The 21,548-nt window shown below is 41.3% G+C and carries 18 protein-coding genes; 9 read left to right on the forward strand and 9 right to left on the reverse strand.

Annotation, left to right across the window (positions count from 1 at the left end; translation table 11 throughout):
- Positions 1-276: 276 nt before the first annotated feature.
- Both dinB and KFE96_RS02980 read left to right on the forward strand, forming a co-directional pair.
- The gene (dinB, locus tag KFE96_RS02975) at positions 277-1,347 is read left to right on the forward strand and encodes a DNA polymerase IV (protein ID WP_255834521.1); all 1,071 of its coding nucleotides are present in this window, start codon (positions 277-279) and stop codon (positions 1,345-1,347) included.
- Between the two features lie 169 nt (positions 1,348-1,516).
- The gene (locus KFE96_RS02980) at positions 1,517-3,259 is read left to right on the forward strand and encodes a hypothetical protein (RefSeq protein ID WP_255834522.1); all 1,743 of its coding nucleotides are present in this window, start codon (positions 1,517-1,519) and stop codon (positions 3,257-3,259) included.
- Between the two features lie 254 nt (positions 3,260-3,513).
- Here the strand turns inward: KFE96_RS02980 and KFE96_RS02985 are convergent, their stop codons facing one another.
- The 6 genes from KFE96_RS02985 to KFE96_RS03010 all read right to left on the reverse strand — a co-directional run bounded on the left by KFE96_RS02985 (position 3,514) and on the right by KFE96_RS03010 (position 11,590).
- Positions 3,514-4,236: an HNH endonuclease gene (locus KFE96_RS02985; RefSeq protein WP_255834523.1), complete on the reverse strand. Its 723-nt coding sequence runs from the start codon at positions 4,234-4,236 to the stop codon at positions 3,514-3,516.
- 74 nt (positions 4,237-4,310) lie between these two features.
- On the reverse strand, positions 4,311-5,264 hold the full coding sequence (locus KFE96_RS02990) for a hypothetical protein (protein ID WP_255834524.1): 954 nt from the start codon (positions 5,262-5,264) through the stop codon (positions 4,311-4,313).
- Between the two features lie 2 nt (positions 5,265-5,266).
- A complete protein-coding gene (locus KFE96_RS02995) occupies positions 5,267-6,370 on the reverse strand; it encodes a DUF3696 domain-containing protein (protein WP_255834525.1) in 1,104 nt (367 codons plus the stop codon).
- Positions 6,339-8,390 carry a DUF262 domain-containing protein gene (locus tag KFE96_RS03000; RefSeq protein ID WP_255834526.1) on the reverse strand — a complete coding sequence of 684 codons (2,052 nt, stop codon included), beginning with the start codon at positions 8,388-8,390 and terminating at the stop codon, positions 6,339-6,341. The genes KFE96_RS02995 and KFE96_RS03000 overlap by 32 nt, the downstream gene beginning before the upstream one ends.
- Entirely contained in the window at positions 8,390-9,550 is a 1,161-nt protein-coding gene (locus KFE96_RS03005) for a DNA cytosine methyltransferase (RefSeq protein WP_255834527.1), read from the reverse strand. The genes KFE96_RS03000 and KFE96_RS03005 overlap by 1 nt, the downstream gene beginning before the upstream one ends.
- A 144-nt stretch (positions 9,551-9,694) precedes the next feature.
- Positions 9,695-11,590: a type IV secretory system conjugative DNA transfer family protein gene (locus KFE96_RS03010; RefSeq protein ID WP_255834528.1), complete on the reverse strand. Its 1,896-nt coding sequence runs from the start codon at positions 11,588-11,590 to the stop codon at positions 9,695-9,697.
- 252 nt (positions 11,591-11,842) lie between these two features.
- On the opposite strand from KFE96_RS03010, the gene KFE96_RS03015 reads away from it, so the two are divergent.
- The 3 genes from KFE96_RS03015 to KFE96_RS03025 are packed head-to-tail and all read left to right on the forward strand — an operon-like array spanning position 11,843 to position 14,217.
- Positions 11,843-12,358 carry a DUF4760 domain-containing protein gene (locus KFE96_RS03015; RefSeq protein WP_255834529.1) on the forward strand — a complete coding sequence of 172 codons (516 nt, stop codon included), beginning with the start codon at positions 11,843-11,845 and terminating at the stop codon, positions 12,356-12,358.
- Positions 12,359-12,691 (forward strand): hypothetical protein, encoded by a 333-nt coding sequence (locus tag KFE96_RS03020; protein WP_255834530.1) that lies wholly within the window; start codon positions 12,359-12,361, stop codon positions 12,689-12,691.
- 23 nt (positions 12,692-12,714) lie between these two features.
- Positions 12,715-14,217 (forward strand): hypothetical protein, encoded by a 1,503-nt coding sequence (locus KFE96_RS03025; RefSeq protein WP_255834531.1) that lies wholly within the window; start codon positions 12,715-12,717, stop codon positions 14,215-14,217.
- Positions 14,218-14,228: 11 nt separating this feature from the next.
- On the opposite strand, the gene KFE96_RS03030 is transcribed toward KFE96_RS03025, so the two are convergent.
- The 3 genes from KFE96_RS03030 to KFE96_RS03040 form a co-directional block, all read right to left on the reverse strand.
- Positions 14,229-15,500, reverse strand: a complete 1,272-nt coding sequence (locus tag KFE96_RS03030) for a relaxase/mobilization nuclease domain-containing protein (protein ID WP_255834532.1) — start codon at positions 15,498-15,500, stop codon at positions 14,229-14,231.
- Positions 15,497-15,850, reverse strand: coding sequence for a hypothetical protein (locus KFE96_RS03035; RefSeq protein ID WP_255834533.1), 354 nt, complete (start codon positions 15,848-15,850; stop codon positions 15,497-15,499). Before KFE96_RS03035 ends, KFE96_RS03030 begins: the two co-directional genes overlap by 4 nt.
- A 157-nt stretch (positions 15,851-16,007) precedes the next feature.
- Positions 16,008-16,913 (reverse strand): hydrogen peroxide-inducible genes activator, encoded by a 906-nt coding sequence (locus KFE96_RS03040; protein WP_255834534.1) that lies wholly within the window; start codon positions 16,911-16,913, stop codon positions 16,008-16,010.
- 115 nt (positions 16,914-17,028) lie between these two features.
- Between KFE96_RS03040 and KFE96_RS03045 the strand changes: the two genes are divergently transcribed.
- The 4 genes from KFE96_RS03045 (at position 17,029) to KFE96_RS03060 (ending at position 21,526) form a co-directional block, all read left to right on the forward strand.
- Complete coding sequence (locus tag KFE96_RS03045) at positions 17,029-17,238, forward strand: hypothetical protein (protein ID WP_255834535.1); 210 nt, start codon at positions 17,029-17,031, stop codon at positions 17,236-17,238.
- A gap of 78 nt (positions 17,239-17,316) precedes the next feature.
- Entirely contained in the window at positions 17,317-19,065 is a 1,749-nt protein-coding gene (locus KFE96_RS03050) for a hypothetical protein (protein WP_255834536.1), read from the forward strand.
- Entirely contained in the window at positions 19,062-20,078 is a 1,017-nt protein-coding gene (locus KFE96_RS03055; RefSeq protein ID WP_255834537.1) for an HlyD family secretion protein, read from the forward strand. The genes KFE96_RS03050 and KFE96_RS03055 overlap by 4 nt, the downstream gene beginning before the upstream one ends.
- Before the next feature lie 11 nt (positions 20,079-20,089).
- The gene (locus KFE96_RS03060) at positions 20,090-21,526 is read left to right on the forward strand and encodes a TolC family protein (RefSeq protein WP_255834538.1); all 1,437 of its coding nucleotides are present in this window, start codon (positions 20,090-20,092) and stop codon (positions 21,524-21,526) included.
- The last annotated feature ends 22 nt before the right edge of the window (positions 21,527-21,548 follow it).

Raw genomic sequence — 21,548 nt, forward strand, 5'->3', positions numbered from 1 at the left:
GCCGGACGTTAACAACTGCGCAAACGCGTGCAGCACGATGTATTAGACCAGATTGCTCTAGTCCTATTTCACCGTCATCCGACCCTCAAGAAAGGCCGTTTTTGCGTTTGCTGGGTTGTTAAGCCCAGATTGACTTTCAGTAAAACAGATAGGATTTCCGCAGGCCATATCCCCCACATGGATATGCACAGCTTTCAAAGTGAATGACCTCAAATATCATTTGGAACAAAATAAGAACATATGCTAGTTTGATTCTAATAAAATAGAAGTGTTCACATGAGTATCAGGAAGATCATACATATTGATATGGATGCGTTTTATGCTTCCGTTGCACAGCGCGATAATCCTGAGTTGCGCGGAAAACCCATTGCAGTTGGTGGCGGTGGTGAGCGAGGCGTAGTAATGACCGCCAGTTACGAAGCTCGGGCCTATGGCGTTCGATCAGCCATGCCGGGTCGCAAAGCTCAAGAGCTATGTCCTGACATTATATTTGTTCCATCCAATTTTGATGCTTACCGCGAAGCTTCTCGGAAAATACGAGCTATCTTTAATGATTATACGGATCTGGTTGAGCCTCTGTCGTTGGATGAGGCTTATCTGGATGTAACAGAAAATAAGCATGACATTCCGTATGCGACACAAGTTGCCAAGGAAATCAGAGAACGGATTTTCGAGGATACAGGTCTGACCTCATCTGCCGGTATTTCTTTCAATAAGTTTTTGGCAAAGACTGCGTCAGACATAAATAAGCCAAACGGTATGAAAGTGATTTTACCAGAAGATGCACCTGCGTTTCTTGAAGCCATGAAAATTGAAAAGTTTCACGGTATTGGCAAAGCCACCGCGGCCAAAATGCACAAGCTGGATATCTATACAGGGGCAGATTTAAAGCAGCTTAGTGAGCATGAACTTCATCAGCGTTTTGGCAAAGCTGGTATCCGCTATTATCATATCGTCAGAGGTAACGATAACCGGGCTGTAAATCCGGACCTTGAGCGTAAATCGATCAGCGTTGAAAACACCTTTCGCCAAGACACCATGGATAAGAATACCCTCGCTGACGAATTAAGAGATATGTCAGAGTCCCTTGATACCCGTATTGAGAAAGCCAAGGCATCAGGTAAAACCATCACCCTTAAAATCAAATACTCTGATTTTAAATCGATCACCCGTTCAATAACCATTGATCATCCGACCGCAGATATTGATGAAATCCTGCGCCTAGGTATTCACTTGCTGGATAAGGTTGAACTTGTAAAAACTGTGCGCCTGATAGGAATTGGTATTTCTAACCTCAGCGATGATAATGGGGATGAAGAAATACCCCAATTAAGCCTCGGAATATAAAACCTAAACTCACCTCAGTTCACTACACCTATATCTCAGGACACGCCATACCCTTCACACGGGTATGCACGGCTTTAAAGATGAATAAATTCAAATATTAGTTGTTTTTTACATCCATTTTGCTCGATAAATTCCTATATAAATGAATTAAGAATCAGAAAGAGTAGACATGGGTAAAATACTTCAAAATTTTTTTCGGGCACTTAATGAACAAGAGAAGTTATTTCAGGCTGAACTAGCCACAGACAATCTAGGTATTGCTTTGCGAGCTGCCGTTAATGAGTTGGATTGGTATGATTACAATCTTAGGAAAGTTGCTGAACTCAATGCGGAACAACATGAACAATTCTCTATTCTAACTTTGGGAGTAACTAGGTTAATTAAACTCGCTTTGGACGCTCGTCCTTCTTATGACGTGCCAGTTGTCTGTTTTCCACGAACTAAAGAGATAACCATTAAGGCTTTAAATTGCGTGAGTGGGATTGGTATAATCCAGCATGGTAGAAGAGTTGCTCAAACTGTTTCTTCAGGTCGGGCAAAAATTGAACTCACCAATGAAAAAGAATTTGATATCACTCTGCCAGATAGAATTCACGATGAAAATTTATTAGAAAAAGCAGTATTTGAACATTATACAGCTCAGTCGTACCGCCAGTTCGAAGAGATAATGTCAAGCGAGCTTTTTCAAGAATTGCATGAAAAGGTCTCAGACCTTTTACAAGAACTGGTTTACCCCTTTGCAGAGCATTACATCGGTTACGAAGCAGACCCAACACTTGATGCATATTTTTTGGGAATAGCTCTCCATCGTCTTAAAGGTGAGAGAGGTTATGATAGCTTCAAATATGATCTTAAATTTGGAGGTATTGAATTCCAGAAATATTTAAATGCTCTAACTTTTTTAATAGGGTCAGCAATCCGGCATGAGCGTTTTGCAGAAGCTCTAGCCGAAAAAGAGGAAAAGTCTTATTTAGAAAACCTGCTTACGATATCGGTTGACAATGAGCCATTTATTGAGAGCTTACGCGACGCAATAAATTTTTTAGGTGAGGATTTAGTCGGTTATACAGAAACAACAACGGAAGAAGCGGCTACCATCTTCAAGGTATTATCAGTTGGGCGCGATAGTACAGAGATGTTGGATCGACCAGGGTGTGCGTTGCCATTGCTTATTCGAGTTTCTGATACCGCTGCAATTAGATGCCAGACTGCGGCATTTCACTTCCCAATGCAGTTTTTACTTGATTCGTTAAGGTGGCACTTCCCAGAAGATTATTCAAAAAATCAGGCGACGAGAGAACAATCTATGCAGGCGGCAGTTGAGCGTGTGATGTCTGAAGCATTTCCAAATTTGATTTTTCGCCAAAATGTTAAACTTCGGTTAGACGGTCAAACTTTAACAGATGTGGACTTGGTTGTCGCCGAACCTTCAACTGGTTTGATACTATTTGTTCAATTAAAACATCAAGATTTGTACGGGGAAGATTTACATGCTGAAACGCAAAGAAAAGAACGCCTCAGCTCCCAAGTGGAAAGGTGGATTAATTCGGTTGATGAATGGCTTAGTATGAATGGACCAGATAACCTATCAAGCACACTAAGACTTCCGAAAAAATTCCCTGAACCGATGATACGGACTTTTATTTTAACAAGACATTTTGCAGGTAATCTTCAAAAAGAATGTGATGGGAAAACGCTTTTGTCGGCGAACTGGGAGGTGTTTTATAATTCAGTACATTTGGTAAAACAAAACAGTACCATAGCTGTGGTGAATGATTTGCTTGATTATGTCGAAAAAGGTATGGAAGAGGGGGCGAGTAATACTTACTTACCGGAGCCAGAAAGTGAGTGGATTGTTCGAGATTTAAAATTCAAGGTCCAGCAAATAGGTAATGTTGAGGCTGCAGAGTAGAAGCAGGTATGACTATTTAACTTAGCCCTGTTGTGTATATAAAGTTTCTATGAACCATTCGCCGTTTATATTAGTAAGCATTTTTGTAAGATGACAGTGTGTCATAGTACTTGTACGACACTGGTTTTTCAGGGCCTGTTTAACAATCAGCGTCCTTTAAATCGTACGCAAGATGTGTACTGGTAGTACCATCTTGGCAAGGGGGTCGCTGCGCACCCCCGTTGCATCCCCCGTGCGTAATTGTGAAATAATACTTATGCCTTAAAAAGCTCTGTGCGGTGGAAATCCATATACTCTGCGCATTTTGCGGTCATATATATTTTCATGTTGTTGGATACATTGAATGTGGACGGGGATACTAATTGAGGTGAAACCATAATGTTACCTTTATGGTTAAAGCTGATAAGGCGTCTGTCAAATAGCTTGTCTAAGTTTGGTAGTAATAATAAGCCGTTTTCTGGATCAAGGCGTTCTGTGGAGTTAGAAAGGCGCCATGGCTTAATATGAGACGCTATAAGTAAAGAGCAGTCTTTGTATCCTGTAACTGAACATCCTCGCCATTTCTTAACCAATGCTTGTCGAAATTTATCTTGTCCAATTCGAGCTTTTACATTTGTGAGTTTATCCGTTTCGTCAATTTGAGAGATAAGAGCTGTAGTAGATTGTGGAAGGTAAGGTTCTTTTTGAGCAATATCTTTTTCGATTAACTCGAATGCTTTTTCTTTGATTTTTGGCTCTAGTTTCTTGGAGTTGAGTGCTATGAGTAAAGCGTCATTTGCGCGATCAGCTTTTTTAATTGTTCGGATATTATGAACCCGAGTCTCGTAACTTTTAGAGGTGTATCCATACTCTTTAATAGATCGAATTTTTGCGATTGTCTGACTAATGGTTAATTCTTCATCGCAGAATTCTAACCAATCAACAAAACGAGCTTTTCCTGTCTTTTGTAGCAGAGTATTTAATAATTCATCATCCATGACATTTTAAGTAGGTTTAAAAATTTAATTTAGTCTTGAGTAGTTGTAATTTGGGTAGAATGTTTGTTTTGAAATTAAATGTGGGTGCCACTGTGTGCGACTAAAATTCTTTTGCAGTCTTGATCTTCGACAAAGCCAAAATAAACACGTTCTTTATATTCAACACCGTCGTTTGTATTGTTAGAACTGAATTTGATATGAAATTCGCAGTTTACTGTTTTCTGTGTGCCATCTGAGAGTGTATGGAGAAATTTTAGCCTCTCTTTGTTGCTACCTTGTGGAGTACAGTCAAAACCAGATGCTGCCCTTACCTCCAATAAGATTTCCTCAGTAGTTTTGCCTTCTAGCTGAATGGTGTTCAAAGCTGCTAAAGCAATGGTTACATTCTCTGAGAATCCTTGAATTCCTGGCACAGGGGCTTTGGCGTAGGATCTAATTTTTTTCCCTTTAGCGTCTTTTGCAGGAGATGCTGAACCGTGGCTTTTTAACGTTTCTGGAAAATCGTGATGAAAAATTAAATTTGGGAATATTTTTTGGCATCTATCAGTATAATTATCTTCGTTTATTGGGGCTTTCGCTAAGTATACATGCGCCCATTTATTTAATTGATTTTCATCTGATACATGTATTTCCTCTGAAATACTGGGCCAAAAATTTTCTAATTTGAAGGCACCATAATACTGTAATTTCTTTTCATCTGGATTATTATCAGTTAGGTATAAAACTGCATCCGAGTAGTTTGTTTTGGTATCTATACATTCTGAGAACGTTTGATCATATAACTCGGTAAATATATGCCCCATTAGCTGACTATTTCCATCAACAACAATTTCAATTCCATCCCAGAAATTATAATCAGGGTTAGGTTCTTCGGCCCAATCTTCTGGTACCTTAACCTTTGCATACCCGCTTTTATTGATAACACGGATTAAAGATTTTAGATTGTTTAATGCATTATCTACGTGCTGAATATCAGTCCATGCCGTTATATCAATACTATGCGGGCCAAAAAAAACTATTCCGTCCAAAGCTATTTCCCCGATATCAATGTTCTCATGTCAATGGCTTGCTGATCGAAGAAACCTTCGGGCCAACTTGAAAGTTGGCCTACATCATTTACGTCTAATTTTTGGCATGATGATTTTTTTTCAGAATCGTTTCGTTGAAAGTAGAGGATATTTAAATCGGGAGCCGATAGAATCTTCTTGCGCACTAAAATACGTGCTCCATTAATTACATGTTCACTGTGAGTTTCTATTATAACCTGTACCCCAGCTTCAGCTGTTAAGCCAATTAATTGACCTAATTTACTTTGTCCTCTTGGGTGTAGGTGCGCTTCCGGGTTTTCGATGATAACGATATTCCCAGGTTCAGCTATAAGAAGGGCCGTTACAACACTTAAGGCGTAAGATAGGCCGAACCCTACATTAGATGCTTTATGTTGTTTTTGGCTGTCACCAAAGCTAAATGTACTGTATGCGGTTGCTGCTTTTTTTATGACTTGAGCATTTACACGTACATTCGGTGAAATTTCTCCCATCCAACTGTAAATATTTTCAGTGATTAGGTCGTTTGTTCCATTTTCATGGTGGCGAGGATCATTGCTATCTAAGAGATTTTTACCTGGTAGCTCGCCTGTATCTAGTGCACCTAATAGAGGAATTGTATATTCACCGTGCTTTCCTAACCAAGTCTTATTCTTATTTTCAATATTGAAAGGAACATTGTTTCTAGGCCCCCAACGTTCAGCTGAAATATATAGAAGATTGTCAAAAACTGAAGTGTGTTCTATTTCACCATCAAGTATCGGCAGTTCTATAGGGGCTTCAGTTGAAGGTATAACGTTGTCTTTATTATAACCCCAAGTAACGTTTTTTCCATCTACAGCAAAAGAAATATGAGAGTAGTCGTCTTCAGCTTTTTCATGCAATAAGTCACCATAATCACCAATCTCAACTAAAGATCCGTTTAATTGTATTGAAGCTTTCGTTGCAGATTGGGATACCATCAAGATGCTTTGAATCAGAGAGCTTTTGCCGGCACCATTGATACCGGTTAGCACATTCACCTTTGAAAGGGTTATATCTAATTCACTAAAGCATTTAATGTTTTTTAGGTTTAAGTTGGTCAGCATATTCGTTTTTAATTATCCATTTTTCTGTATCTGAGGATTTGTTTTCTAGAATTATATTTTTGTCAGCAAACTTTTCATAAACTGGATTAATATGCACAGAAGAACCTATGATCTCTTCTACCAGTGCAATGAAGTTATGAAAACGATAGAGTATAGTTACTTTTTTACCTGTTGATTGGCTTATTGAGTATTCGAAACCACGACCTTTGTTTAAGTAATTTTTCGATTGCCATTCATGTTTAGGTTTTCTTTGCCCATTTAGTAATTTTGTAAATTCAGTTCTGAAAATGTCTTTATTATGAATTAAGGTGTTTGACTGGTTCTGATTCAAATTAGCAAACACGGTAACCACTAATTCAAATAAAGGTTTACTGATAACAATTTTGTCTGCGGGAGATTTTTGATATCGGTTTTCTCCGAAAATTTGTTCGGCTAAGATAAAAGCCTGCTCTATTTTTTCTTTCAATTCGGTATAGATTGTAGCTGTTTCTTCTGTATTCCATATAGGTGAAATCAAGTCTGCTGTGTTTGTATCTTGAGATGTTAGGAAGTCTCCAGAAATTTTAAGTTTAAATCTATTTAGTTCTTCCATAGTTTTGCCAAGAAATTTGTCAAAACTGTTATAATCATAGCCTTTAAAACCAAACAATATAAATGCGGTTGCACCTAAGACATGTTCCATGTCTCGCATTCTCTTGTAACTGATTTTCTCAAAAGTGGTTTTCTTAAAGGGTTCATCTTCTGCAAGGTATCGGATAAAAGAAACGGAAGTTCCTTCGTATAGAGCACATCGTATTTCTTGATAACTTAATCGAATACCGTATGTATTAATACGTTGGAAAAGAGCTTTTACCAAGTCATCATCATTACTTTTTATCGAAATCACATGGCAATGAAGTGTATATTCTCGGAACTTACGTTGATAATCCCTGCTTAATTGATTGTATGGGATGCCCTCAAGTTCTTTTAATATACTTAGCTCTGAAAGATTGAACTTACCTTCCATATAGTCTTTTAATGTTGTTAGGCGCTGTAGACCATCGATTACAACCCATTTACCATTTTGGCGTTCTGCAAGATATAAATTTGGAATTGGAAGGCCGATTAAAATAGATTCAATTAAAGCGCTTTTTTCCTTTGGCTTCCATAATCGATCTCTTCTCTGGAAGTTTGGTTGTAGTTCAATTTCTTCGTAACGCATTCTTTCAAAAAGCAAAGAAAACATTGGTGTGATATATCTTATCCGGGCTTGTGAAAGCTCTTTTGTTTCACCTATGTCAAGTGGTTCGCCTAATTCTTCGTCATCGTCACTTGGTAGATCAATGTCTTCGTCAATATCTTCTGACGTACCATCTTCATCATTATTGAACTTTTGCTTTGAGGTTACTTTCGTGGAGTTTGAAACGAAACTTTCTGAATAATCTTCATTCTTAATAACTGTTCCTGAAATAGTTTCTTGTAGCAAATTGAATGCATTCAAATCCTTTTGAAGATCGGAAGATTGGAAATCTGCAGGATATTTAACCATGACTTCATTTAGAGAATTATTTAATGAAGTGAGAGCATTTTGAAATTGGGAAGAAAATTCTGATCGATTAAATTTTTGTTGATTATCTAGTACCCGCTTTGCTTCTCTTAATTGTGGGTTAGGTAATTCGTTGATAGTACCAAATTCATGGGTGGGGCTATCTTGTAGATATAGATGTTTTTTTCTTTTGTATTTGAAATAATCTACATACGCTAAATTTGCTAATACTGTTTCTGGATGATGTCGACTTGATCCAGCTCCCTCTAATACAGCTTCAACATTTATTGCTTTGTATACAATGAGTTGTTCCCAAATTTTTTCTAATTCTGCAAAATATCTTGTGATAGCTTTCCCGTGCTGAGGCTTCACAGAGTACCTTCTTAATTCATAATTAATGTTGGTAATTGTGATAGTACCAGTCTGTTCATTTATCGACTTTAATTCTTGGCCTTCAAGTTTAGATAAATCATATAATACAGTATCAAAATTCATTAATTACCTACCGAAATCATTTCGTTCTCTAATGTCTCCATAACTTTAGCTCCAACTAACTGAGCTAGTTGTACGGGGACACCATTTCCAATAGTTTTATATTTGTCGGATAAAGTCATGTCCTGAGGAAGTATATACGTGTCTGGAATCGTTTGAATTTTCATTGCTTCTCTGACAGAGAGTCTACGTGCTTTGTATGGGTGTAAGTGAACTTCATTGTTACCATACGCTGCCGTGGGGCTGTAACGCCATCTATGAAGCCTCTTAAAAGATTTCCGAGATACATCGCCTTCTTCAACCGAATGGAATTTGTCACTTATAGGTTTGAAAAATTCGTCTTGATTTTGCAGATTAGATAAATTCTCTAAATAATGTCCAACACATAGCTCGAGGGGGACGTCATTTGGTTTACTAATTTCTGTACCAAAACGATTAGTAGTTGGCCAAGCATATTTGAATTTAGCGTTGTCAAACTTATTTTCAAAAGGCCAATCAAACCATGATGTCATTGTGAAGCAATTACGATCTAGATCATTTTGAAGCAAGAATGCGTTTTTTCTAACTATTTCCCGGAACTCCATCGTATCAGTGATATCTGAGAGATAGGCTTTGTGAAAGCCAATAACAACTACTCGTTCTCTGTCTTGAGGGACGCCTAAGTCTAAGCTATTCAAGATTTTAATATCAAATACATAGTCGTTTTTTAGTTTGTCTAGTTGGCTGACAAGGTATTTGCGATGCCTCACGGTTGATAAAATACCTTTTACGTTTTCAAAGATAAAGAAAGTTGGTTGTAAGCCTTTGATTTGCTCAAAGTACACGCCGGTTAAACGCCCATTGTCTCCATCAGCCCCTTTGTTTTTTCCTCCTACAGAGAAGTCCGGACATGGTGGGCCGCCAATTACGCCAAACGCTTCGGGCCATTGTCTTCCGGTAAAAGCTTCTTGTCGAATTGAGTAAGGAGTAAGATCAGTTATCGATAAGCCATTTACGGGTAAATCATCCGTATGGATGCCTAAGTGCGATGAAAATCCACTTTGGAAGCCTTTAATAAAGGCTGGATGATATTCGTTCCTCCAAACAACATTAAAGCCAGCATTGTGCATGCCTAGGTCTAGTAAGCCAGCTCCAGTAAAAAATGAAAGTACGGGGATAGTCATCTAATGTTTTCTTACCTGATTTGTTTTATTATTTTATACTGAAGCTGGCCAAATTACTCAACCCTGGAAGATTGATTTAAACACATCTTCAATGTGTAAATAGTATATCAGTAACAATTAGATATGCTTAGAAATAAGATTGTTTTATCGCCAGCTTTTAGTGTTTTTCTCAAACCACCAATGTTTCTCTGCAATAATTGGGTAACGGTTCTCTACAAACAAAACCTGTTTATTCCTATGCAGTGTCATCATTTCATCAGCGTAAGCGAGCGGACGTGAAACATCATCAATAGTGATACTTTCGTTTGAGCCAGTTGTGGAGCTTGATGATGAACCAGACGATCCACCTTGTGCACCACTTGATGAATTTATCCCCGATGTGTGGCTATGGTTGTTACCAAAGCTAAATGAACGTTTTTTCATGGTGGTCATGCCACATAGATGCTCTGCATATTTGGCAGTTTCATAATCTCTTGAACCGAAATACTGGAATACACCAGCATTGGACACAAAGGTCTGCCAAGCCTTGTCACCGTATAGTTTCATCAATTGTCCAAGGTCTTGTGTAAATACCCATAGCTGCACACCAAGTCCTGCCATCGTGCCATAAGCTTTTTCAATGAGTGGTATTTTGTCCAGAGCAGCAAACTCGTCCAAGATCACACGTACCGGCGGCTTTGTATTGTCTACAGGTACACGAGTGAGATCAATCATGGCTGACGTTACAAGCAGACGCAGCCAGCGGTGAAAGGTTGGTAGCCGATCTAGCGGCAATACAAGATAAACCGTGATGCGTTCATCTGCTGTCTTAAGATCAGCGAAACTGAATGAATTGCTGTTATTCCCCTCAAGGCTTTTTCTAATAACCGGGCTATCTAGAAAGTGCGTATTGGATTGTGCAGAAGATAATACGCCCGAGAATTCTTTAGCTTCTTTTTGCTCAATCCGGTCGGCAGCCGTTTGCACCATCGGGTGATCACTGGCACGCATGTTTATGATGATCTCGTTGATGGTATTAGTAAGGTCTATGTCGTTTTCCTTGGCAGGACGCATGGAGATGATATCTCTTACTCTTGCAAGGGTACGGTTGCCTTCTTCTGCTTCATCCGTCACCACATAAAGGATAACACCGTAGATGAGGGCTTTGGCTTCATCTGTCCAGAATGGGTCTTTCGGGCTATCAATCACCAATGCATCAGCCAGCATCATCACATCCGTTACAAGGTCGGGATCATTTGGGTTAAGAGAGGCTAGGGGGTTATAGCCGCTTAGATATTCTTCTGAAATCCCTTCACCATATTTATCTGCTTGTGTGGAGATAGCCCAAGGGTCAATCACATATACTTTGCTATCTCTACCGTCACAGGCTTTAGACCTCGCTTCTACAGTACGCCGTGCATTCTCACCTTTGGGGTCAATGACCAATATGGATGAGTTGGAACGCAAGAGATTTGGGATAATTGCAGTAGCACCTTTACCTGTTCTTGTAGGGGCTACTGTGAGGGCATGCATATCGCCATCATAGACGATGCTGTCCTCTTCGGTCTTGCCTAGAAATAAGCCGTTGGATTTTTCCTGTTCGCCGAGTAAATCCCATTCCACCAAGTCATCTTTTGTTGCCCAGCGGGAAGAGCCAAATACGTTTGGCAGTTTGGTTTTAGGGATGAATTTGAAGTGGGCCTTCAAATAGAAATACATAATAACCGAGACACCCCAGATAAACCCGATGATACCAGCGATAGGGCTGGTCACAGCCGCAGCAGCGGAATTGTATCCAGCAGAGTCACCAATCAGTATCAGGCCAGCAAGAAAGATCAGAAACACCCATTTGCCATAGCGTTTAATTAGGAAGCGGGTGAGGGTGTAGAGGCCTGCTAATAAAAGGCCAAATGCAAAGCCTGTGATCAAGGATGATAGCGTTGGGATGTAAGTGGCAGGTGATCGGCCATAGTCGCCTTCAATACCGTGTAGAAATAACAAAGAGACAAGAAGAGTTACAACAAAGCCAATTTGTACACGGCGATCATCCAGATACTTCATACAAGCACATCCTTACAACAAGTGACAATGACCAGGATAGTTATAAAGATATCGCAATAAGGGAATTCACAAAGGTGTTAGTTGTTATTTCATATGCTTGGCTTGGATATGAAATGCAGGCTCAAGAGAGAATAGGGTTCACTCTAATTTTTCACCAAGAGTAAGGTTTTACGTGTGAATACAATGTTATAGTTGTTGTTTTGTTGAAAATTATTCAATAAGTTGTCTTTTTGTGTTTAAAGAGGGGGCAGCATGAGTGGTTCAATTCCTTACATCGATATGCTTGAAGTTATCAACGCAGTGTCAAATTTGATGATAGCATATGGGGTGTTTTTCTTTTTATATTTTTCACGAAGACAAGAGAAGAGAGAAAAAGTAGAGTTTGCCTCTAGGTATATCCAACAATGGAATACGCCAGATTTTTTTCATATAACATCGCGATTATTCAGTTTTGAAAATATAGAATTTCTTCGTGCCTTAAATCCTGAAAGCTATGAAGATTTTCGTTCCAACAATAAAGTTGGGTTTGATGATATAGTTACAACGTTAAATTTTATCGAAGAGATGGCACAAGCTATTGAGTCAAATCTTGCAGATGAACATACTTTACGTAAGTATTTCCAACGATCTCTGATTGAAACTTATTTGATTCTTGAAAATTTCATAGAGATAACAAGAATGTTCAGAAATCACCCAACAGCTTATAGATCAACGGAACGACTGATGGGGCAGTGGGCTTTCTCTAAAAGTGTTGCTGGGGGGAAGTAGATGAGTAGTCTATCGAATATACCCAACCCAATAGACAATAACCCGATTGAGGTAGTCGAAAGGAAGGTACGAGAAGTGCCCTGTCCGAACCCTCAATGTAATCATCAATTGGATATAACCAGCATTAATGCGGGTACTAAAATCAAATGTCAAAATTGCTCCAATGTCACTTGGACCCCTTTGTATCATCAGAAATGGTGGCAAAAAACTAAAGGGTTTATTCTGAGCTTGATTTTATCTCTGGCTATTGGCGTTACAGGCTCAGTTTTAGGATCGATGGTATTGACGTCTCTTTCAGTAGAGACAGAACAAGTGAGTGAGGGTGCAGAGTAATTCCCTTCCTTTCGATAGGAGATATGAGTGGCTTCACGGTAGAAAAATTTGTATGCAAAATGATAAATAATCAAAGGAAGATAGATTTTAAATTTCTTGCAGATACCCTATCTTATGATTGGGAAAATCGACCTGCCGTAAATTATGATTATGATGCACATATTAAGTTAATAAAGAGAGCGATCATTGATAATGATCTTGTTGATTATATTGAAATAAGTGGTCCAAATGTTGAAAAAGAATTTATCCAAGAATCATTGGATGAGTATTTCACAAAATGTACCATAGTGGTTAGAAACCTTGATATTAGAGTTGATAGCTTTAGATGTGATCAATTAATTCTGGATCGATTAGAAATTGATGAAAAGTATCCTGAAAAATCGATAAGAGAAGCCGACAAGTATAACGGCGGAATCCACATAAAATTCTTAAATAATAATTTTACAGCCAACGATTCCGATAGAAACCCATATGCTAAAATTACTTTGGGAGAAAATGCATATGTAAGTTTTGAAAGTAATACCTTTAAAGGAACTGATCTCTATTTTGGACTAAGTCCTCTACGTAGTATCTTAGTCTTACGCAATAACGCTTTTTTAAACCGTCATGTGACTATAGGTGGTTGGGAACGTACACCCACGGCAAGCCATGTTGCTTGGGGGTGGGTTTTGCAGGGAAGTGACATCGAACGTTACGCTGCAGTAAAAAGATTTGAAGAAAAACTAGAGGAACGAAATGACGCTTCATTCAGTGCGCTGCGCCAAACCTTGACTGCAAAATTAAAAGAAGGCGAAGACGGTAACATAAATGATGTGCTAGATTTTTTATTGCGTTACGAAGAGAAGCCCAAAGTTGATGCAAAAGATCTGGTTAGAAAATCAAATACTCTTAAAGCAATTGTTAGACTAACGGATAATCAATTTACCCAATTAAAGCCTTTGAGTGGAATACATTACTTTTTCCGGGGTGTTAACAAGATTGAACAGCTTGTTGCAGATGCACCACCAGAGTATTTTTATTGGGGGCAATACCAACAACTTGATGCAAAAGGGCGCTTTGCCCATGCGCACAAGCAATTCTTTATGCAGCTTAAAGCTAATGCAATTGAACGATACGATGGTTTTCAAGAGTTGATTCTAAAGCGTGAAATTGCAAAATGTGAGAGCCATCTACTGAAAGAGGAAAAAAGTTACTTAAAATCGTTTCAAGATAGAGCTGTTTTATTTATCGGGTGGTTTTTTTCAGATTATGGGGCTTCGTGGATACGACCTTTAACGATATTGTTCGCAGTGAATATTATAATAGTATTATTAGTTCATAGTGGTTATTTTTTCTCGAAACCTCACCCTCATTGTTGGTTTGTTTTTTGGGAACTGTTTAATCCAATAAGTAGCTTAGCTGAGACGATAGGTGATGCGGCAAAGAAATCATCGTTGATAACCGTTGTAAACACATTTCAAAAAATAATATTCGCAGGTGCAGCTTATGAGATAATTAAAGCTTTTAGGAGGTTCTCGGGTAAATAAAGCCCGAATAGCTATCTTCCTAAAAATACTTTAGATGTTTTATGGTTACAGTGTTTGTGGAGTATATTTTTATCCATGGTAAGCGCTCGGTTAATCAAGTTATTTACTCGATAGAGTTCTTCTTTTTGCCGAACTTTCATACGCTTATTTTCTCGTTGAAGCTGTTGACGCTCATTAAGTTGTTTAAGGATAATGGTATCCTTCTGTTGTTGGTGTTCTTTCGCTTGCTGCCATTCTCTGAACTGAGCTTCTTTCTTGCGTTGTGTTGTTTTGCCAGACAGGAAATCCCATACGCCAGCTAGGCCTTTTCTTGTTTGAGCAGCGTTGTGATGCTTGATCAGTTCCCGCTCTTTTTGTTGGCGTTTAGCTAATGACTGCCTTGTCAGTTTTTGTTGCTTGGCAAGAATGAATACTTTTTCCTGAAGGATGCTTTTCTGTGTATGGTGGTTTTGCTTTTGTTGTTTGATCAGCTTGTTCAGATTTGGTGTTATGCGTTTCTTGAATGTGGCTTTGACTTCATCCACTGATGGCAATTTTTCAGGATCACCTAGGCGTTGTTTTACTTCTTTGGTTTTCACACCTGCGTATCTTGCTATTGAATATACTTCACCACGGTAATCAACAGCGACAAAGCCACGTTTGTCGCCCTTAGCTAACATGAAGCCGTGTTCTGATAGAGCAGCATTGAGTGCTTTAGCGCTATCTGAATGTTGCCATGCAGATTGGAATATCTGTTTTATCTCTCGTGGGTCACGGCCTACCCGTAGTGCTTGTTGCCACTCAGCAAGGCCAAAGTTGGTTGGATCACGTAAGCTTGGGTCTCTGTGGCCATCAGGAAGCTTCCAGCCATGTTCCAGATACAGTTCTTTTGATAGTTCTGTCAGGCGGCGTTTATAGAAGGGGAGATTAACAGCCTTAAGCTTGTCATCCTCAATGCCAATGCGTGACCAGACCACATGAGCGTGTCGTCGGCCTTCTTTTTCATGAAATACAATAGCGCGTGGCTGGCCTTCCAAACCGAGACGTTTTTCTACTTCATCAGCCACACGGATAAAAGCAGGGGTTGCCACCTGTTCATGTGCGGGTGGGTTCAGAGATAGTGAAAACAGATATTGTTTACATTTGGTGGCTTTGGATATGGCATGTGCTTCATCAAATGCCCCTTGCAGGTCATTGGCAATAAAGCCTCGCATTTCATGAAGTTCAATATGTTCGTTTTCTTCTTTCATCAAATGGGCGGCAAGCTCACGCCCGCCACCCCTTTGACTAGCTTTTAAGATCATAAGCGTTTACCCAAGCCCTGTAATAGCATGAGGCGCATATCTGCAACATCAGTACAAGCTTGTCTTAAAGCTTGCTCGGTATCAGATGTTACGGGGAGAACCCCAAGCTGTGCAGCTTCAGATAAGTCATTCAGTGAACTTGCAAGGCCACAGGAAGCAAGTTTTGCTAATAGGAGAGCAACTTGCTCCTGTGACATGCGTCCAGAGAATGACCGCTTACTAAACACACAGCGCTTCACATAGCTTGATAACGCTTCACCATTTGCACGGCGTAACAGGTCATCACGCTCAGCATCATTCAAACGGATAGATAGTGGTGCGGGACGTTTTATTGTAGAGGCCGACTTCATGGTCGTGGCCCCTTCGGTTTTTGGGGAGAGGGATCTTCTAAAGCATCCCAATCAATGTATTTGAGAATGTCTTCCCAATCCGATAGGGCATTGAATAAATCGCGCAGTTCTTCAGGTGAATACTGTTTCGAAATATGAAAAGGCTCGCGCGCCATTCTTACTGTATTTCTTTCACCACGTTTTTGATCACATCAGCGATGCGCGTGTATGCATCGGCTTTGCCTACATCTTTACGGGAAACAAGCCCAATGGTGCGGTAGATATGCTTGTTCTTTAATGGTCTTACCATCACTTCGCTGTTCGCTGAGATTTCTGATTTGGCGTAAAGCTCGGGTAAGAAAGTTACTCCCATCCCCATCCCTACCATTTGTCTCAGTGCGTCAAGGCTGGTGCCAAGATAATCACCAGAAACAACTGCTTCAAAATCATCACAGAGATAGCGGATTTGCTCATGCATATGATAGCGTTGATCAAGGGACAACACGAGTTCGTTCTTCAGGTCCGCAGGGCTCACTTCTTTCTGGCTGGCGAACCTGTGATCCCGCGCATGCGCAAGAAGAAGACGTTCACGGTATAGCTCTGTGGTGGCCAGTTGTTCATGCTGAATGGGTAGTTGAGCGAGAATGATATCATGCTCCCCTTCCGCCAGTTCGCGTTCCATCTCTCTGGGATCAACTTCACGAATATAAAGCTTGAGATCAGGGTAATCTTTGTGAAGCCGCTGCACGACCTTTGGCAGGATATAGGGGCCTAGTGTTGATTTTGTGCCAAGCCTGATGGTGCCAGCCAGCGCATGTTTGCCAGCCTCTGCCACATCCCGTAATCCTTGTACGCGGAGAAGGATATCTTTTGCCCGCTCCAGCACTTCCCGTCCCACAGGGGTGAAAAACACGCCACTACGGCTCCGTTCCACCAATCTCACATCAAGAGTAGTTTCCAGATTCTGGAGTTGAACACTAAGCGAAGGCTGGCTGATACCGCAAACGGCCGCTGCTTTTCTGTAATTACGGGTTTCATCCAGTGCCGCAAGATACTGCATCTGTTTCAGGGTAACGGCGTTCATCAAGGCTACTTCTTTTGATAGTTTTTTTATATCAAAAAACATATTTTATTTATGTTGAACAATCAATCTGGTTTCCCATTTCAATCGTATCGGCAGAGAAAGAAAGAGAAACACAATGAAAAGCGAAGCGACAAAAGATCAAAATAAACTTGTTTTATTGTCTATGAAGGCGCTGCTTTCTGTTGTGAGCTCTAAGCTTGCTTACGCTGACGTAGGCGGCATTTCGGGCATTGAGAACAAATCAGCGCTTGAAGCAACCCGCCGGAGATTACAGGCTCGAATTAAAGCCCTTGAAGCCTCACATTCTCTTGCTCCTTGTTCTTAGTTCCCCCAGCCCTGCGCGTGCTACTTCATACCATACCCCCTACCTCAGTACGCGCAGGGCATTTTTTAGGTAATTTCCATGCAAAACCCATCATCCGCAGCTTCTCCGCAGAAGTCGGTTTCTGATTTATGGCATTTTATCCGCAGTTTGCTGCGGGATGAAAAGCAGTTCTATTGGCTTGCCATCATCTACGGTATCGGTATCAGCTTGCTTACGTTGGCGGTGCCGATTTCAGTACAGATGTTGATCAACACCGTTGCGAACACGGGCCTTAAAACCCCGCTTATCGGGCTTTCAGTCACGCTGTTTGTGCTCTTGATGGTATCGGGGTTGTTGAATGCGCTCAGGATTCATTTGATGGAGCTGTTTGGCAGACGGTTTTATGCGCGCCTTGTGGCAGAAATTACCCTTAAAACCTTATATGCCCAGAACCCGTTTTTTACAGATGCAGGCAAAAACACGCTTTTTAATCGGTATTTCGATATCGTAACGGTGCAGAAGGCAGTGCCTTATCTATTGATTGGTGGTTTCACCATTATTCTACAAGCTCTAGTAGGGTTTACGATTGTATCCCTGTATCACCCGTTGTTTCTGGGATTTAATATCGGGCTTGTGCTACTTATCTGGGCGGTATGGGGTGTTTGGGGTAATCGTGCGATGCTGAGTGCAGTGGCGCTTTCTCACACCAAGCATAATGTGGCGGGCTGGATTGAAAGTCTTGGTGCATCTAACGGCTATTATAAATCCCGTAAGCATATTGAACGTGCGCTTGAGCAGAGCGATAAGAAAACGGCTGATTATATCAATAGTACCAAGCATCATTTTAAATATACCTTTTCACAGGCACTGGCGTTTCTGGTGATTTATGCACTGGCCAGCGCTCTGCTTCTTGGTATCGGCGGCTGGCTGGTGATTAATGGTGAGCTTTCCCTCGGCCAGCTTGTGGCAGCTGAGCTTATTCTTTCAGCAGTATTTTACGGTATTTCCCAACTGGGTGATTATCTTGCGAGTTTTTATGATCTTACAGCCGCAACGGAAGAACTGGCACATTTTTTTGATGTGCCACAGGAAGTTCCAGCGGGCACGCTTACTCCGCGCAAAGGCGCAAAAGACCTGATCTTCGCACAAGCCAGCGGTTTTGCCCGGCATGAGCATGTAACCTTTAATCTGGAGATCAAAGCCGGTGCTTCAATTTTCTGTGCTGCTCCCAATGCTGCCGTTCAGCGTCTTTTTACAGATTTTCTGAAGCACCATGAACGCCCCCACCACGGGATTGTAAGCTTCACTGGCACGGATGTGCTGGATATTGAAGTGCATAAGCTTCGTCAGCTTATCACCATCCTTGATCGGCCAACTCTCATCCCTGGTACCATCAGAAACTTCCTGAAAGCTGCTGAGTATGAAGGGCAAACTATACAGCCACTTGAGGCCATTAAAATAGTAGGGCTTGAAAGCACCATCCAATCCCTTTCTGATGGCATGGATACGCAGCTTTCACTTACAGGAGCGCCGCTTTCGCTTGTAGAAGTGTTGAAGCTTAAATTGGCAGCCGTCCTTATTGCTGAACCGCAAGTGCTTGTCTTGACGCAGCTGTTTGATGCGCTACCTGCGCCAGTGCTTGAACGCACGCTTACAGCTATAAAAGCGAACACAGGAGCTTCCATTCTCTACTTCAGTAACCGTATCTCAGCCTGTGGCTTTGATCAGTTCATGTTAATGGCGTCAGACACGCAGCAGATCATCGAAAAACCGGAGGATTTTTTCATGCTTCGGGACCGCCCTTTCAGCTCTCAACCTCGGAACCAAACACAAGAGTTGGCATCATGACTACAGAGCGTACGCAGGCCTATTTCAAAACGCTTGAAAGTATTCAGCCACCAAAGGTGATGAGAGCAGTAGCAATTATGATAGCCACTGGTCTCATAGCAGTTATTCTATTTTTGGTTTTCATGCCGTGGGTACAAACCACTTATGGCCGCGGCAGCATTATCGCCCTTAGCCCAAATGACCGGGTACAGGAAATCAATGCACTTGTTTCCGGCCGCATTCAGAAATGGTTTGTAGAGGATGGCAGCTATGTGAAAGCCAATGACCCTATCCTGCAGATTGTGGATAATGATCCTAATTTCCTTGAACGTCTGCAAACAGAGCGGCAACAGGTTGCCTTTAAACTGGAAGCTAACCAGAACGCCATGAAAACCGCAGAACTGGATCTGGCTCGTACCGAAAAGCTTTTTAATGAAGGCTTGGCCTCTCGCCGTGATTTTGAAGCTGTGCGTATTCGAGTAGAGGATATGAAAAGCAAGGTTGCTGAGGCTTCTGCCCAACTAACAAGGCTTGATGTATCCCTGTCTCGCAGTTCTGTGCAATTTGTTCGTGCACCAAGAGACGGTGTGATCTTGAGAGTAAATGCTGGTGATAGCTCCACCTTCTTAAAGGCTGGTGATGTGGTGGCTACTTTTATCCCAGCGAATGCAGAACGGGCTGTAGCCCTTTACATCGATGGTAGAGATATCGCACTTGCGCGCATCGGAGATAAAGTGCGCCTGCAGTTTGAAGGGTGGCCGAGTATTCAGTTCAGCGGTTGGCCATCAGCGGCTGTGGGGATTTTTGGTGGAGAAATTGTAGCGATTGACCCAACGGCGGACCCAAACGGCCTCTTCAGGGTATTGGTGCAGGAAGATAAATCTGACCCACATCCCTGGCCCGATAGCTCATATGTCAGATTTGGATCGAAAGCCCGCGGTTGGGTAACCTTTGAAACTGTATCAGTTGGCTATGAAGTATGGCGGCAGCTCAATAACTTTCCACCTGAATTCCGCAAAACATTCACCCCTTGAGGCACGCCGATATGTTTTATGTTCTTAAAAAGCTGAGCATTGTAACGGGTATGCTAGCGGTGCTGCATATGTCTTTCGGGGCGTTGGCTCAGGATAAACCATTAACGCTTGAAGATGTTTTGGCTTCTTCGGTACGGAATGTACCTGAAATCTTGCTGGAAATTGCAGAAAAGAATGAAGCCGCAGGCTACGCGCAGGCAGCCCAAGGCGCATTCGATGTAAATTTAGGCGCTAGTGGTTTCAGTCGGGCAACAGGTTTCTGGAGTGGCTCTGTCGTTGAACTTGAAGCTAAACAAAACATTGGTGTTTACGGGGCACAAGTTTACGGCAAGTACCGTATCTCTGATGGTCGGTTCCCAATTTATGAAGATGAATATTTCACCAATACACTTGGTGAATTTAAAGTGGGCACGCTCTTTTCGCTTCTACGGAACAGGGATATTGATGAAAACCGTTTTAATATCCGGGATACGGCTCTAGCCCAAAAGCAGGCTGAAACCGATATCCTGTTCCAGAAAATTATTATTCAGCAGCAGGCTACCCAAGCCTATTGGAACTGGGTTGTGACGGGGCATCAGTATGGTGTTTATCGGCAGCTTTTGCAGATAGCAAATGAGCGGCAAAAAGCCCTTGAGATTCAGGTAAAAGAAGGCGCGGTGGCTGATATCTTTATTCTGGAAAACAGACAGAATATTACGCGCCGTGAGAAATTGGTAACCGAAGCAAAACAGCGCTTCCAGGCCTCGGCTATCAGGCTTAGCTATTATCTTCGAAATAAGGAAGGTACTACACGATTGCCTGAAGCGTATGAGCTCCCGGATGTTACTGTTTTTGATCAGCAAGAAAGCGTTGTTTTTCCGTTGATTTTACGGCCTGGTCAGTTGCTTCAGAACAGGCCGGAGCTACAACAGTTAAAACTTGCTATTGAACGGCTTAATCAAACTGTGAATTTACGGGAAAATGATCTTGCACCGCAACTGGATCTGTCGCTCGAACTATCAAGGGATTTTGGCTCTATTGCAGAAGGTGGTTCATCACGTGCATCTACAGATACTGTTGTTGGCCTCCAGTTTTCTATCCCGCTTGGCCAGAGAAAGGCTAAGGGCAAACTAACTGCTGCAAAAGCAAAACGGAAGGCACTAAGGCAGAAAACCAGAATGGTGCAGGATAAAATTCAACTTGAGCTTAAACGAGTAACGCTTGATCTTAAAGTGTCTGTGGAAATGCTTGAACTTGCGAAACAGGAAACCAGACAATCCAGACTTCTTGCAGATGCAGAACAGGTGCGTTTTCAAAATGGTGCCAGTGACTTCTTTATACTGAATATTCGGGAAGAAAGAGCCACAACCGCGCAAATTGAAGAGCTTAAAGCTCACCTTGTGCAGCGTACCTCACTTGCTAATTTTTATGCCGCTTCCATGAATTTGCAGAAGTTAGGTTTGTTTTAGCAAAGCCTTAAATAAAGGAGCT

This window comes from Kordiimonas sp. SCSIO 12603 (assembly GCF_024398035.1).
Lineage (GTDB): Bacteria > Pseudomonadota > Alphaproteobacteria > Sphingomonadales > Kordiimonadaceae > Kordiimonas.